Source organism: Amycolatopsis sp. NPDC043885, assembly GCF_056435685.1.
Map to the genome: position 1 here is coordinate 116014 of NZ_JBWKEA010000015.1, position 11878 is coordinate 127891.

An 11878-nucleotide genomic window follows, 5' to 3' on the forward strand; every position below is an offset into this window, starting at 1 on the left:
TCGGGTTTTTGGGTGGGTCCCAGGGGGGGGGGTTTTGGGGGGGGGGGGGGGGGGGTTTTGGGGGCGAAACCCAAAACCCCCCCCCACGACCCTCTCATTGAACCGTGCAAATCACCCAAGTCGGACTGAGGTGCCCCGCGCTTTCCGGACAGTCGGCCCACTAAGGTGGGAGAGACTGGATCGGAGAATTGAGTGTCTCAGCGTCGGCGGAAGTTTTCGCCTGAGTTCAAGGACGAGGCCGTGAAGATGGTTCTGGACGGGTCCAGGCCAATTGCCCAGGTCGCCCGGGATTTGGGCATTGTCGAGCAGACTCTCCGAAATTGGGTGAACTCCTATCGTGAGGCTCATCCTCAGGAGGAAGAGCCTCTGACGCTGAGTGAGCGGGCGCGACTGCGGGAGCTCGAACGCGAAAACCGGGACTTGCGGATGCAGACGGAATTCCTGAAAAAAGCGGCGGCGTACTTCGCCCAGGATCATCGATAGCCGATGTCTACGAGTTCATCGATGGGGAGAAGTGCGCCTACCCCGTGGTGCGCATGTGTGCCTGGCTGGGCGTGTCCAGGTCCGGCTTTTACGAGTGGCGATCCCGGCCGGCCTCGGCGACAGCCGAACGGCGCACAGAATTAAAGAGGCACATCGTGGAAATCTTCACCGATTCGGACGAGACCTACGGCTACCGGCGGGTCCACGCCGCCCTGGCCCGCCAGGGCGGCGCCGCAGCCTCGGAGTTGGTACGAGCCTTGATGCGGGAGCTAGGCCTCGTGCCGTGCCAGCCTCGACCGTGGCGAGTCACCACGGTCGCCGACCCCGCAGCGGCGGACACTCCTGATCTAGTCCGCCGGAACTTCACCGCCACCGCGCCGGGCGAGAAAATGGTTGGAGATATCACCTATATTCACACATGGGAAGGATGGCTTTATCTCGCAACAGTCATCGACTGCCATACCAAGAAAATCATCGGCTGGTCGATGGCCGATCACATGAAGGCCTCACTCGTCTGCAACGCCATGATGATGGCCACCGGGAACATCGCCATACCTGCCGACGCCATCTTCCACTCTGACCGCGGCGTCCAATATACTTCCAGCGAATACCGCGAGATTCTCCGCGAACTCGGCATTCAATCCTCAGTCGGGCGAACCGGCGTCTGCTGGGACAACGCCCTCGCCGAATCGGTAAACGCAAGCATCAAGAACGAACTCGTACACCGCACCATATTTCCCACCCGAGAACAGGCCCGTCAAGCTATTGTCAAATATATCGAAGGCTTCTACAATCAGCGACGTCTTCACTCAGGACTCGACTACAAGACACCCCACGAAGTCCACACCGAGTACCTGAAGCACGACGTCGCAGCATGAGAAACCACTAAGCGACTGTCCGGAAGACGCGGGGCAGCTCAGACACTGTCACCGCGGAAAAAGTCCGTTATGAACAGTTGGAAAGGTGCCTGGTCGGCGAGTCCCGCTCCTGTCGCCAACTCCGGAACGCCACGTTTGCCTTACCGCTCTATGGTAGTAGTTCGCGGCCGAAGCCGTGCCCGAGCCGGTGATCGAGAGGCCTGCCGCCGGCAATACCGCGGCCGCCATCGTGACCAGCCTGCGCGGTAATGTTTTTCCGGTTCCGCCCATGATGTCCTCGCTTTCCGAGCGATCAAGGCCCTGTCGTCGGCAGGGCGCCCCTGACTGAACAGGCGTGCCACGGCTCGGACAATGGTTCGTTCAGGGCTTGCGCGAAGGCGGCGAAAGGGTTGCTCCACGGGCGGCGACCACTCTATGTCCTCTGTGGATAGACGTGGTCCGTCGCTCGCGTCACCGGCGGCCGGCGGCCAGGATGACGAGGAACTGGCCTCCACCCGGCTCGACGCCCGCGGTCACCGGCAATCCGGGTACCAGGCGGGAAAACCGGTCTTCGAGCCATTCCGCCGCCTTTTTGGCGTCTTGCTCGGTCGGGCAGCGGGCCACCAGTTCGCGGCCTCCCTTGCGCTCCAGCCGTCCGGCGACCGTGATCAGCGGCGCGGGTTCGGCCACGTGCAGACGGTCCGGCCAGGCGATGGCAACCTTGACCGCGCCCTTGCGGGTGTTGCACCCGCGATGCGCGAGCCGCTCGGGGATCTTGGCCTTCCGGTCGGCGGTCCGGCTGTCGACACTGGGCCCGCGCGGGTCGTTCACCGACATGTCCGGGTCGACCGGCTCGTCGCACACCCAGCAGCGCCAGCCGTCGCGCTCGGCCACGTCATCGAGAAGACTCATCCGGTCAACCTAGCCTGCCGCTCCGCGCGTTCGTGCGACGAGTCGTGATCGCCCGGTGTCACGTAGCTTAAGTTGATCTTGGGTGAGGTTGACGGGTGGGGTGAAGGCTCCCTTCGCTGCGTCTGATGCGACGAAGGGGGCGCCTTCGGCCTGGTCGTGGGTCGGGTTGGTCGTGAGTGGCGTTTCGGGTTCTAACCCGAAACGCCACTCACGACCCCCATTCGGGCCTCAACCAGTCATTGAGTCGGCGAAAAGTGTCCTTTATGGACACTCAGGGGCGCGGTCGGCTCCTGTCGGCCAGGGCAACCGAGCGCGTGACCTGCGGCAATCCTCATCGCTTACGATCAAGACTCCCCATCCAAGATCAACTTAAGCTACGTGGCATTGCGCGATCGCCCGGTAAGTCGCGAAAGCCACTTTCGCGACGTCAGGTGTCCCGAAAGTGGCTTTCGCGGCATCGCCTACTTCGTGCAGTGGATCCCGGCTTCACCCCGGTACATCACGAAGCTGATCTTCACCGAGTACAGGTGGATGGTCACACACTGATCGGGCGTGTACCCGTAGGCGGAGGCCTGGTCGTAGGCCTGCTGCAACGCCGTCCGCTTCGCCGACGCCGCCGTCTTCTCCACGGTGGTCCCGAGGAACGCCCGGGTCTCTTGGGCGCTCGCCACCCCCGGTGCGAGCGTCATGAGTCCCGCGAGGACTACGGCGGCCCCTGTCGCGCGGGTGATCGTTCTGTTCATCGTTTCCCCTCCTGGTGTCAGCGCTGGCAGTAGAGCCAGACGGTGGCGCTGTAGTAGTGCGTCTGCGACCGGACGTCGGAGGCTCGGACGTAGCACTGCGAGTCCAGCCAGCCCGTATTGCGGGCGAAGGTGCGGGCGACCTTTTCCGCCGAGGTGATGGCGTCCGACGGACCCGGGCCGATGCCGCTGGCGTAGAAATCTCCGGTCTCCACGGCGAGAGCCGGGGTCGCCGACACGGTCATGGCGGCCACCGCCAGTGCCGCCGCGGTCAACAACTTCTTCATGGGAGCTCCCCCTCCAGGGTGTCAGCCAGAATTGACCGACTCCCTTCAGTCATTCATCTCAGCTAACGTGATGACCGTAAGGGGCCGCCGGATCGGCTGTCAACTCACATGAACGACAATCTCGCTGAGATTCATCTCAGCTTAAGGAGGTGAAGATGGCCGAACCACGGGCGACCACGCTCACCGACCGGATCGACCGCCTCTTCCAGGTGGTCCGGCGGCCCAACGGCGAGCAGTACAGCCACGAGGAAGTGGCGCGGGCCTGCCGGGAGAGCACCGGCGAGTCGTTTTCCGCCGCCTACCTCTGGCAACTGCGGACGGGCCGCCGGGACAACCCGACCAAACGGCATCTCGAAGCGCTCGCGGCGTTCTTCCAGGTGCCGCCCGCGTACTTCTTCGACGACGAACAGGGAAGGGCTCTTGCCGAAGAGGTCGAGTTACTGGGAGCGTTGCGCAACACCGCGGTGCGCAACCTGGCGTTGCGCGCGGTGACGCTGTCCGAGGAGGGGCTCGGCACCGTGACCGACATCGTCGAGGCGATCAGGCGGCGCGAGTCCAAGCGTGACCAGGGGGAGTAGCCATGTTCGGCAGGAAGAGCGCGCTCTGGCGCAGATGTGAGCGGATCGCGTCCGCCGTGCGGCTACCGGAACCGTTCGACGTCACCACGTTGTTCGGCGAGGTCGCGGCGATGCGCGGGCGCCCCATCGAACTGGTGGCGCTCGAGGCGCGGCCTGGGGCGCCGTGCGGGGTGCTCGCGGCCACCGACCGGGCGGACTACGTGTTCTACACGCGGGACACGTCTCCGTTGCACCAGCGGCACATCCTGCTGCATGAACTCGGCCATCTGCTGTGCGGGCACGTCGAAGGCGAGGTGCGGCCGGAGGCGATCGCCGCGATGGTCGCGCCCTCGCTTTCGGCGGATCTGGTCCGCCGGGTCCTCGGCCGCACGACGTACGCGCAGGAGCAGGAGAAGGAAGCCGAACTCTTCGCGTCGTTGCTCATGCGCCGAGCCGTGAACGCCGGGCCGGAATCCGATCGGCTGCGCCACGCCCTCGGTTCGTGATCAGCTATCTGTCCGCCACGATGCTGGCGTTGATCGGCGTCACCCGGCTGATGACGGTGCGTGCCGGGCCGAGGCATCTGGCCACGTTCTTCCTCAGCATGGCGGCAGGCCTCGCCGTCTCCGCCGACGCCACGGTCCGGCTCCTCGGCGACGACCTGCTCCCGCGGCTGGTCACCAACGCGCTGCAACTGCTCGCGATGCGCGCGCTGGTCCAGGTGGTCCGCAGTACCCGGTCACCGGAAAAGCCGACGCCGTTCTGGCCCATCGTGCTGTGCTGGGCGTTGATGGTCCTGTGCTACCTGGACATCGTTCCGCATCGGCTCGAAGTGGGCACGCCCGCGTTCCAGTGGCGCTGGAGCGTCGTCGCGTACCAAGTGGTCCTCACGGCGTACGGGGTCACCTGCCTGGTGCTGTTCACGCGCACGCTGGCCCGCAGTGCCGCGGGCCGTCCACAAGGGACGTTCCGGACCGGCCTGCGGATCCTGGTCTGCGCCGCCGTCACGACCATCGCGTGGGTGCTGTTCTCCGGGCTTCCCTCGCTGTGGCTGGAGATCACCGACCTCGCGGACCTCGATTTCCTGCCACGCGCCCGCCTGGTCGGCCTCGGCGCGATGGTGCTGTGGGTCCTCGGCGGACTGTTCACCACCTGGGACGGCGCGCTCCGGCTGGCGCGCGCGTGGCGAGGGATCCGGGCGGTGACACCGCTGTGGAAGGCACTCGTCGCCGCGCATCCGCAGATCGCGCTGCCCGTGCGCCACGACCTCGAATTCACGTTGTACCGCAGGGTGATCGAGATCCGTGACGGTCTACTCGCGTTGCGGGCACACGTTCCGCCGCAGCTCGGGGACTGGCTGCGCACCCCGGTCGACGAGCCCACGCGCGCCGCCGCCGAACTCGCGGCGGCGCTGGTGATGCGTGCGGCGGGGCGCAGCTGGCCGCACCCTCCGGCCGGGCCGGAGGGCGCGCATCCCGGCGTGCGGGAGGAAAGCGCCTGGCTGAGCGCCGTGTCGTCCGCCTTCACGAACTCCCGCGTCGTGCGGGAGGTACGGGAACGCGCGCTGGCCGAGGCCGGGCACCTTTCCTGACGGTCAAGGCCTGCCGAGTTCCAGTGTGGCGTTGTGCAGCGACGAGTACATCGGGTCGGAAGTGAAGTCCGGCCCGGTCTCCTCGCCGAGGTAGACGTCGATGTGCCGGTCGCCGCCGAGACCGGGCGTGAACTCGTCCATGATCCGCCAGGAGGCGACCACCGGACGCTGGTGGTCTACGACGCGGGTGAGCGGGACGCGCCGAATCCGCCCGCCGGCGCGGACGAGGCCGGAATGGCCGAGGCGCACGCGATGCAGACCGCGAACCTGGTCTCGCGGGCGGGCAGCTGGACGATGCGGGCCGCGGCCGATTACCGGGCCGGTGAGATCGGCGGATACCAGGCGCTGGTCTACGTCGGCGCGATCAGCGAGGCCGCACTCCCGGCCGCGTTTCTCGCGGACGTGGCGGCCGCGAAGGTGCCCGTCGTCTGGATGGGCGAGAACATCCACCGCCTGGCGGAACAAGACCCCGGTATCACCGCGCGGTGGGGATGGACGCCGGTCGGCCGCACCCCGACCTCGCCGACCGAGGTCCGCTACAAGAACGTGCCGCTCGAACGCAATCCCGAGGTTGGCTCAATTCCGTTGATACGGCGGGAAAACCCGGCGGTCAACGAAGTGCTCGCGGACGGGGTCGCCGTCGGGGAGCACACGCCGTGGGCGGTGCGCTCCGGGACCTTCACCTACCTCGCGGAGGCGCCGTTCTCCTACGTCAACGAGGGGGACCGGTACCTCGCCGCCGCCGACATCCTGCTCGGCACGCTCGCCCCGAAGACCGCGGAACGGCACCGCGCGCTCGTGCGGATCGAAGACATCGGGCCGCGTACCGATCCCGGCCAGATCCGCCGGATCGCCGATCTGCTCGGCGGGCAAGGGATCCCGTTCTCGCTGGCGGTCTATCCGTACTACGCGGACCCGCACGGCGTCGCCAACGGCGGCAGGCCGACCTTCGCCCGGCTCGTCGACAGCCCGGCCTTGGTCGACGCGCTGCACCACGCCATCCGGCGCGGCGCGACGATGATCATGCACGGCTACAGTCACCAATTCGAGGAGATGGCGAACCCTTACGGCGGGGCGAGCTCCGCGGACTACGAGTTCTACACGGCGATCGTGGACAAGAACAACCACGTCGTGGAGACCGGCCCGGTCCCCGGTGATTCCGCGGAATGGTTCCGCGGGCGGATCGCCACCGGGCTCGGCGAGTTCCGCCGGGTCGGGCTGCCGGAGCCGGAAGTGTTCGAGTTCCCGCATTACGGCGGTTCCGCGGTGGACTACAAAGAGGTCAGTTCGCATTTCGCGGCGCGCTACGACCAGGGCAGCTATTTCGCGGGATACTGCCCCCGCGGCGCCTGCGGCTCCACCGCGACCGTGTCCTATCAGACCAAATACGGTCAGTACTTTCCCTACCCGGTAAGGGATGTCTATGGCGCGGTGGTGATCCCGGAGAATCTTGACCATATCGCGCCGGAGCCGTTCAACCAGCACCCGGCCCGGCTGCCCGCGGATCTGCTCGCCGACGGCGCGAAGTCCAAAGTGGTCCGTGACAACGTGGCGAGCTTCTTCTTCCACCCGTTCCTGCCGCTGGAGCACCTGAGCACGGTCGTCCTCGGCCTGCGGGCGCAGGGATACGAGTTCACCACCGCCAGCGAGGTCGCCAGGGGCTGACCTCGGCGGCAAACGTATCGGTTGCGATGGCCGTTCGCGACACATGCCCGGCCCGTGGGGCTCACCGCCACCTGGGCCGGGCACTCGTCCTGCCTCCGCTGACGTTGCGAAAGCCACTCGGGGTGACCCCGCACTTCGGTCCCGGCCGTCGCCGTCGTGTGTGCGTGGTTTTCGCTCACCGCCGCTCAGATATCGGTGGTGGACACCAAGATCTGGGCGAGTCTCCCGTCCCCCCACACCAAGCCGAGCTGATGCCCGGCGAAGTCGTAGTTGACCCAGGTCTCGCCGGTGGCGCGGTTCTGCCAGCTGTCGTGCGCAACGGCCCCGTGCGCCAGCACGAAGGCGTCGACCGACCCACGATGCCCGCCGAGGTCGAGCCCGGAGATCACGCGGTCCGCGTTCGGGCAGCGCGCGACATCGACACTGACCCTCTTCACCAGCCCGTCGAGCACCGTGATGTCGACGCCGTCGACACTCGGTTCCTTGCGGCCCACCAAAAACCGCCGGACGGCCGAGTCCGGGAAGAGCCCGCGCAGGTCCGCGTACGCCGCGGAGTCCTCGGGCGCACCCAGCGCCGCGCATATCGTCACGATGACGCCGGTCAGCGGCGTCCCGGGGGCAGGGGGCGGATCGGCCGCGGGCTTCTCGGTCTTCCTGGGTGCCGGCCGCGGGTCCCGGCCGCCGAAGCCTGCCACGCGGTCCCAGATCCAGTCGGCCATCGAGTCGGCGACGGGCTCGTCGGGCTGTCCTGGCCGGCGCCGGACCAGCGCCCCGAACGCGACGACGACCAGGTACGCCCCGGCGTCGTCGGTCATCACCTGTTCCCAGAGTTCGTTCTCGGGCCAGTCGGGGTGCGCCGCCCGGTCGGCCTCGATCTCGGCGTCCATGGCGACGATCTCGGCCGCGGACATCAGGCGGAACGGCTCTGCCTGCCCCCAGGCGGCACCCGAGCCGGGCTGCTGGCCGTCGTGCCAGGCCACAAGCAGCTTCGCGACCATCGAGCCGACCTTCTTGTCCGCCAGATCGGCGGCCGTGGCGCCCGGCCGAAGGGTGGCACGCAGGTCGGCGGGCAGCACGGCGTCCAGCGCCGCCAGCGCGGAAGGCAGGTCGGTGCCGAGCCGCTGGTCGCGGATCTGCTGCCAAGCCATCTCGAGCGCGCCAGTGCCCTGGAGGTCCGACAGGGTGATGTCGTCGCCGCTCGCTTTCTCGAGGATCCGCAGCATCGCCCGAGCGGCACCCACCAGGCTCTGCAGCAGGTCGTCGGTCGGATCCTCACGCAGCAGCCGAAGACCGAGTTGTTCGGCGTCATCGAACCGGTACTGCGCCAGGTAGGCGTAGCCGAGCAGCATGGCGACCCAGGAGTCCGCCGCGTTGGCCCGGATGGCCTCCTCGGCCGCGGGAGCGAACCGTTCGGGGGGTGCGAAGCTCTCCAGCAGGTACTCCGCGCGTTTCGCCAGCGCCTTGGGGAGGTCATCCGGCGCCGTCCGCGCGCACAGTGCCACCGCCTCGTCGAGTTGCCGCCACCCTTCCTCGTGCGCCCCGGAGAGTGCCTGGGCGGAGCCCAGCTTCATCCAGTCGTCCCAGTCCTCGTGGCTCTCGCCCAGCACGGTGCGCGCCCATCGCAGCGCCTCGTCATGGTTGTGCTCCGCCGATTCCAGATGCCGAAGCGCACGAGCCGCCATCGTGAACCAAGTGTCGCGCCGGCCGGCCACCCGGAGGAACAGCCGCCGCGCCTCGTCGACTTCGCCGCACACCTGGCGGTGATCGCCGAGCAGCATCAACGCGCTGCTCCGCTCCGGCTGGGCCGCGAGCACCCGCAGCGCCAGCTCGGCGATCCGGGGATGCGTCGGCTGTGCCCCGATGAGTTCCCAGGCCAGGTCGAGGTCGCGCTCCACGTCGTCGCTCATCGCATGCCCCGCTTCACCCGGTATGCCCGCAGTTGGTCGAAAGTCCCGTCGTCGACGCCGTACTCCAGTACCGGCGCGACCTGGTCGAACCAGGACGTCGTCGACGGGGTGATGCCGCCGACCGCGGCCAGCAGCGCGTCGGTGGTGACGGGCACCAGCTCACCCCTGCTCATCGACTCGACCATCGCCTTTTGCAGCACGGTGGTCGTCAGGTGGCTGAGGTCGGCACCGGAGAACCCTTCGGTCGCCGCCGCGACGGCCACGACGTCGACATCGTCGGCGGGTTTGCCCGCCAGCGCGCCCTGGACGATCGCCGCCCTGGCGACCGCGTCCGGTGGCAGCACCAGCACCGTCTTGTCGATCCGGCCCGGACGGCGCAGGGCGGAGTCGATGTCCCACGGCCGGTTCGTCGCGGCAAGGAAGTAGACCCCGTCGTTCTTGCCCGCCATGCCGTCTAGCTCTTCGAGCAGCTGAGTGACGAGCATCCGCATCGCGTGCGATCCGCCGCCACCGGAGGTACGCCGTCCACCGAGCGCGTCGAACTCGTCGAAGAAGATCACGCACGGCGTCGCCGCGCGGGCGTGGCGGAACACGCTCTGGATCGCCTTCTCGCTCTCCCCGATCCACTTGCTGAGCAGGTCCGCGAGGGTCACGTGGAGGAAGGAGGCGCCGAGATCGCCGGCGATCGCCCTGGCGATGAAGGTCTTGCCGCACCCGGGCGGGCCGTACATCAGCAGCGACCCGCCGGGCGTCTGCCCGAACGCCGCCGCCAGCTCGGGATTGCGCAGCGGAGCGAGGAACGCGGTGTCCAGGTGCTGCTTGACCTCGGCGAGACCCGCGACGTCGGCCAGCGTCACCGCCGGGCGCTCGGCGTCCCACAGCGACGCCGACACGGCGGCGCCGCTTTCCTGACGGTCTTCGTCGGCCGGGGCCGGAACCGGGTTCGAGGTGCGCAACCGCGCCGCCATCAGCCGGGCGCGCAGCAGCCGGACCCGCGCCGGATCACCGCCGTGGGCCTCGAACGCCGCCAGCTCGATGGCGGCGCGGGCCGGCTCCCGCTCCAGCAGAAGCGTCACGAAGTCTTCGCGCAGCGCCAGATTGCCCGGGTCGGCCTCCACCTCGCGCGCGATCACCTCGACGAAGCCGTCGTCCGGATCTGCGTCGTTCACCGCGCGGCTCCTTCGCTCCTCGCCTCGCCGAGGCGGTCGAGTACGGCGACCAGCTCGGGGCTGTTGTCTCTGGTCATTCGGTTCTCTCTCGTCTGAGCCGCGTTCGTGTCGGTTTCGCGACCAGGAAAGCATCCCTTCGATCATCGGGGTGCCCAGGGTGGGGTCGTGGACGGCCCGGCGCCTTTCGACCCGCCCGATCATGATCCCTGTCAGGGGTGAATAGGGGACGGTCCCTGATGTGCGCCGGCCTCGCCGGATGGATCGTGGCGTGGTGACAGCATGGACAACCGGGTCATCCCGGCCCGCGACCACCGAAACTCTCGATCGAGCGATGTTCTTCGGCGGCAACGCGCCGATGGAAGGCGTGCTGAATTCGCTGGCGATGGAGCCTTTCATCACCGGGTCGCAGCCGCACTCGAGGGCCGCCGACATCACCGAGGTCTCGCCGGACGCGACATTGCTGCCGCCGGGGGTCGGCGCGGACCTGACGTATGAGCTCGACGGGCGGCATTCGCACCTCGCCTTCGGACCGGAATGGACACTCGTCGCGTTGCGGCGACGCGCCGGTGCCGCGACCGTATGCGTGTCCGCCACCTCCGGCGCCCTGGCGGACGAGGTGCTCGCGGCCGCGGTCCGAACGGCACGGACGGGGACGCCGGGGGAGTCGGCCGTACCCGTCGGTTTCTGGCACGTGCAAGGGTGTGGTGGCGCCGGGGTGCGTGCGCCCAGGACCATGGACTTGCCGCCGTGGCAGGAGATCCGCGGCAACTACCCGCGGTCGGCGGTGACCGCGCTCGACACGCTCATGACGGTGCGGCCGCAGGACATCACCGGCAGGCTGGTGCTCCTCCATGGCCCCGCGGGCACCGGCAAGACGACCGCCGTGCGCGCACTCGCGCACGAATGGCGGGACTGGTGCCAGGTCGACAACGTCCTCGATCCCGAGGTCCTGTTCGCCGATCCGGGCTACCTGACGTCGGTGGTGCTCGGTGAGGAGCGAGCGGACAAGCGGAAATGGCGGCTGCTCATCCTCGAGGACTGCGACGAACTGGTCGGCGCCGACGCGAAACGCGACTCCGGACAGGCCCTGTCCCGGCTGCTCAATCTGACGGATGGCCTGCTCGGTCAAGGCCTGGACATCCTCGTCTGCCTGACCACCAACGAGAACGTCGCGCGGTTGCACCCAGCGGTGGTCCGGCCGGGCCGTTGCCTCGCCGAGATCGAGATCCCTCGGCTGCCCCAAGAGGAGGCGGCCACCTGGCTGGGCACAGGCGCGGAGATCGGCGCGGAGGGCGCCACCCTGGCCGAGCTGTATCGCCTGCGAACCGCGACCTAGTCGCGTCGGATGACCTGACCGGCTTCGCCGTTCGCCGGATCCGCGGGGGCCGGACTGTTAGGGTCCGGCCATGCGGGTGTGGTGGTGTGGCCTGGTCATAGGCGCGGTCGCGCTGCTCGGCGCGTGTGCCGGGGGCGGGGCGGGCCGGGGTCAGGTGGTGCCTTCGACCACGGCGACGATCCCGACGACAGGCGTCGTGGAGACGACGACGCGGCCGCCGGCGACCACCACGACCCGGAGTACGACGACGGACACGACCCGCACGACGACGACCCATCGCACCACGACTCAGCGTAAGACGACGACCGCGAAGCGCCCGACGACCCCGCGCCGCACTCCACCCCGGACACGTTGACGGCTCACATGGCTGGTGC

The 11878-nt window shown here is 68.3% G+C and carries 13 protein-coding genes; 6 read left to right on the plus strand and 7 right to left on the minus strand.

Features of this window, described 5'->3' with window-relative positions; genetic code table 11:
* Positions 1 to 192: 192 nt before the first annotated feature.
* Positions 193 to 1361, plus strand: a protein-coding gene (locus tag AC069I_RS32745; RefSeq protein ID WP_478267136.1) for an IS3 family transposase whose coding sequence is annotated in 2 segments (ribosomal slippage) — positions 193 to 451 and positions 451 to 1361 — 1170 coding nt in all. Because the reading frame shifts where the segments join, the coding sequence is not laid out codon by codon here.
* A 450-nt stretch (positions 1362 to 1811) separates the two neighbouring features.
* On the opposite strand, the gene AC069I_RS32750 is transcribed toward AC069I_RS32745, so the two are convergent.
* The 3 genes from AC069I_RS32750 to AC069I_RS32760 all read right to left on the minus strand — a co-directional run bounded on the left by AC069I_RS32750 (position 1812) and on the right by AC069I_RS32760 (position 3279).
* Positions 1812 to 2252: a hypothetical protein gene (locus tag AC069I_RS32750; RefSeq protein WP_478267137.1), complete on the minus strand. Its 441-nt coding sequence runs from the start codon at positions 2250 to 2252 to the stop codon at positions 1812 to 1814.
* 461 nt (positions 2253 to 2713) lie between these two features.
* Positions 2714 to 2995 (minus strand): hypothetical protein, encoded by a 282-nt coding sequence (locus AC069I_RS32755; RefSeq protein WP_478267138.1) that lies wholly within the window; start codon positions 2993 to 2995, stop codon positions 2714 to 2716.
* Between the two features lie 17 nt (positions 2996 to 3012).
* Positions 3013 to 3279, minus strand: coding sequence for a hypothetical protein (locus AC069I_RS32760; RefSeq protein WP_478229071.1), 267 nt, complete (start codon positions 3277 to 3279; stop codon positions 3013 to 3015).
* 155 nt (positions 3280 to 3434) lie between these two features.
* Between AC069I_RS32760 and AC069I_RS32765 the strand changes: the two genes are divergently transcribed.
* Genes AC069I_RS32765 through AC069I_RS32775 form a run of 3 tightly spaced genes read left to right on the plus strand, consistent with a single transcriptional unit; the run spans position 3435 to position 5427 of the window.
* On the plus strand, positions 3435 to 3857 hold the full coding sequence (locus tag AC069I_RS32765) for an XRE family transcriptional regulator (RefSeq protein WP_478229072.1): 423 nt from the start codon (positions 3435 to 3437) through the stop codon (positions 3855 to 3857).
* Between the two features lie 2 nt (positions 3858 to 3859).
* Positions 3860 to 4342: an ImmA/IrrE family metallo-endopeptidase gene (locus tag AC069I_RS32770; protein WP_478229073.1), complete on the plus strand. Its 483-nt coding sequence runs from the start codon at positions 3860 to 3862 to the stop codon at positions 4340 to 4342.
* Positions 4339 to 5427, plus strand: a complete 1089-nt coding sequence (locus AC069I_RS32775; protein WP_478229074.1) for an MAB_1171c family putative transporter — start codon at positions 4339 to 4341, stop codon at positions 5425 to 5427. The genes AC069I_RS32770 and AC069I_RS32775 overlap by 4 nt, the downstream gene beginning before the upstream one ends.
* A 3-nt stretch (positions 5428 to 5430) precedes the next feature.
* On the opposite strand, the gene AC069I_RS32780 is transcribed toward AC069I_RS32775, so the two are convergent.
* Positions 5431 to 5589: a hypothetical protein gene (locus AC069I_RS32780; protein ID WP_478229075.1), complete on the minus strand. Its 159-nt coding sequence runs from the start codon at positions 5587 to 5589 to the stop codon at positions 5431 to 5433.
* A gap of 9 nt (positions 5590 to 5598) precedes the next feature.
* On the opposite strand from AC069I_RS32780, the gene AC069I_RS32785 reads away from it, so the two are divergent.
* Positions 5599 to 7092: a DUF2334 domain-containing protein gene (locus AC069I_RS32785; RefSeq protein WP_478236042.1), complete on the plus strand. Its 1494-nt coding sequence runs from the start codon at positions 5599 to 5601 to the stop codon at positions 7090 to 7092.
* 185 nt (positions 7093 to 7277) lie between these two features.
* On the opposite strand, the gene AC069I_RS32790 is transcribed toward AC069I_RS32785, so the two are convergent.
* Complete coding sequence (locus AC069I_RS32790) at positions 7278 to 8999, minus strand: tetratricopeptide repeat protein (protein ID WP_478267139.1); 1722 nt, start codon at positions 8997 to 8999, stop codon at positions 7278 to 7280.
* Positions 8996 to 10168, minus strand: a complete 1173-nt coding sequence (locus AC069I_RS32795; RefSeq protein WP_478267140.1) for an ATP-binding protein — start codon at positions 10166 to 10168, stop codon at positions 8996 to 8998. The genes AC069I_RS32790 and AC069I_RS32795 overlap by 4 nt, the downstream gene beginning before the upstream one ends.
* A gap of 271 nt (positions 10169 to 10439) precedes the next feature.
* On the opposite strand from AC069I_RS32795, the gene AC069I_RS32800 reads away from it, so the two are divergent.
* Positions 10440 to 11504, plus strand: coding sequence for a DUF5925 domain-containing protein (locus AC069I_RS32800; RefSeq protein ID WP_478229079.1), 1065 nt, complete (start codon positions 10440 to 10442; stop codon positions 11502 to 11504).
* Positions 11505 to 11654: 150 nt separating this feature from the next.
* On the opposite strand, the gene AC069I_RS32805 is transcribed toward AC069I_RS32800, so the two are convergent.
* Positions 11655 to 11786 carry a hypothetical protein gene (locus tag AC069I_RS32805; protein WP_478229080.1) on the minus strand — a complete coding sequence of 44 codons (132 nt, stop codon included), beginning with the start codon at positions 11784 to 11786 and terminating at the stop codon, positions 11655 to 11657.
* Between the last annotated feature and the right edge of the window lie 92 nt (positions 11787 to 11878).

Bases quoted from the DNA above. Each gene is read 5' to 3' on its own strand.
- AC069I_RS32750 (WP_478267137.1), bottom strand. From the start codon at position 2,252: ATGAGTCTTCTCGATGACGTGGCCGAGCGCGACGGCTGGCGCTGCTGG.
- AC069I_RS32755 (WP_478267138.1), bottom strand. From the start codon at position 2,995: ATGAACAGAACGATCACCCGCGCGACAGGGGCCGCCGTAGTCCTCGCG.
- AC069I_RS32760 (WP_478229071.1), bottom strand. From the start codon at position 3,279: ATGAAGAAGTTGTTGACCGCGGCGGCACTGGCGGTGGCCGCCATGACC.
- AC069I_RS32765 (WP_478229072.1), top strand. From the start codon at position 3,435: ATGGCCGAACCACGGGCGACCACGCTCACCGACCGGATCGACCGCCTC.
- AC069I_RS32770 (WP_478229073.1), top strand. From the start codon at position 3,860: ATGTTCGGCAGGAAGAGCGCGCTCTGGCGCAGATGTGAGCGGATCGCG.
- AC069I_RS32790 (WP_478267139.1), bottom strand. From the start codon at position 8,999: ATGAGCGACGACGTGGAGCGCGACCTCGACCTGGCCTGGGAACTCATC.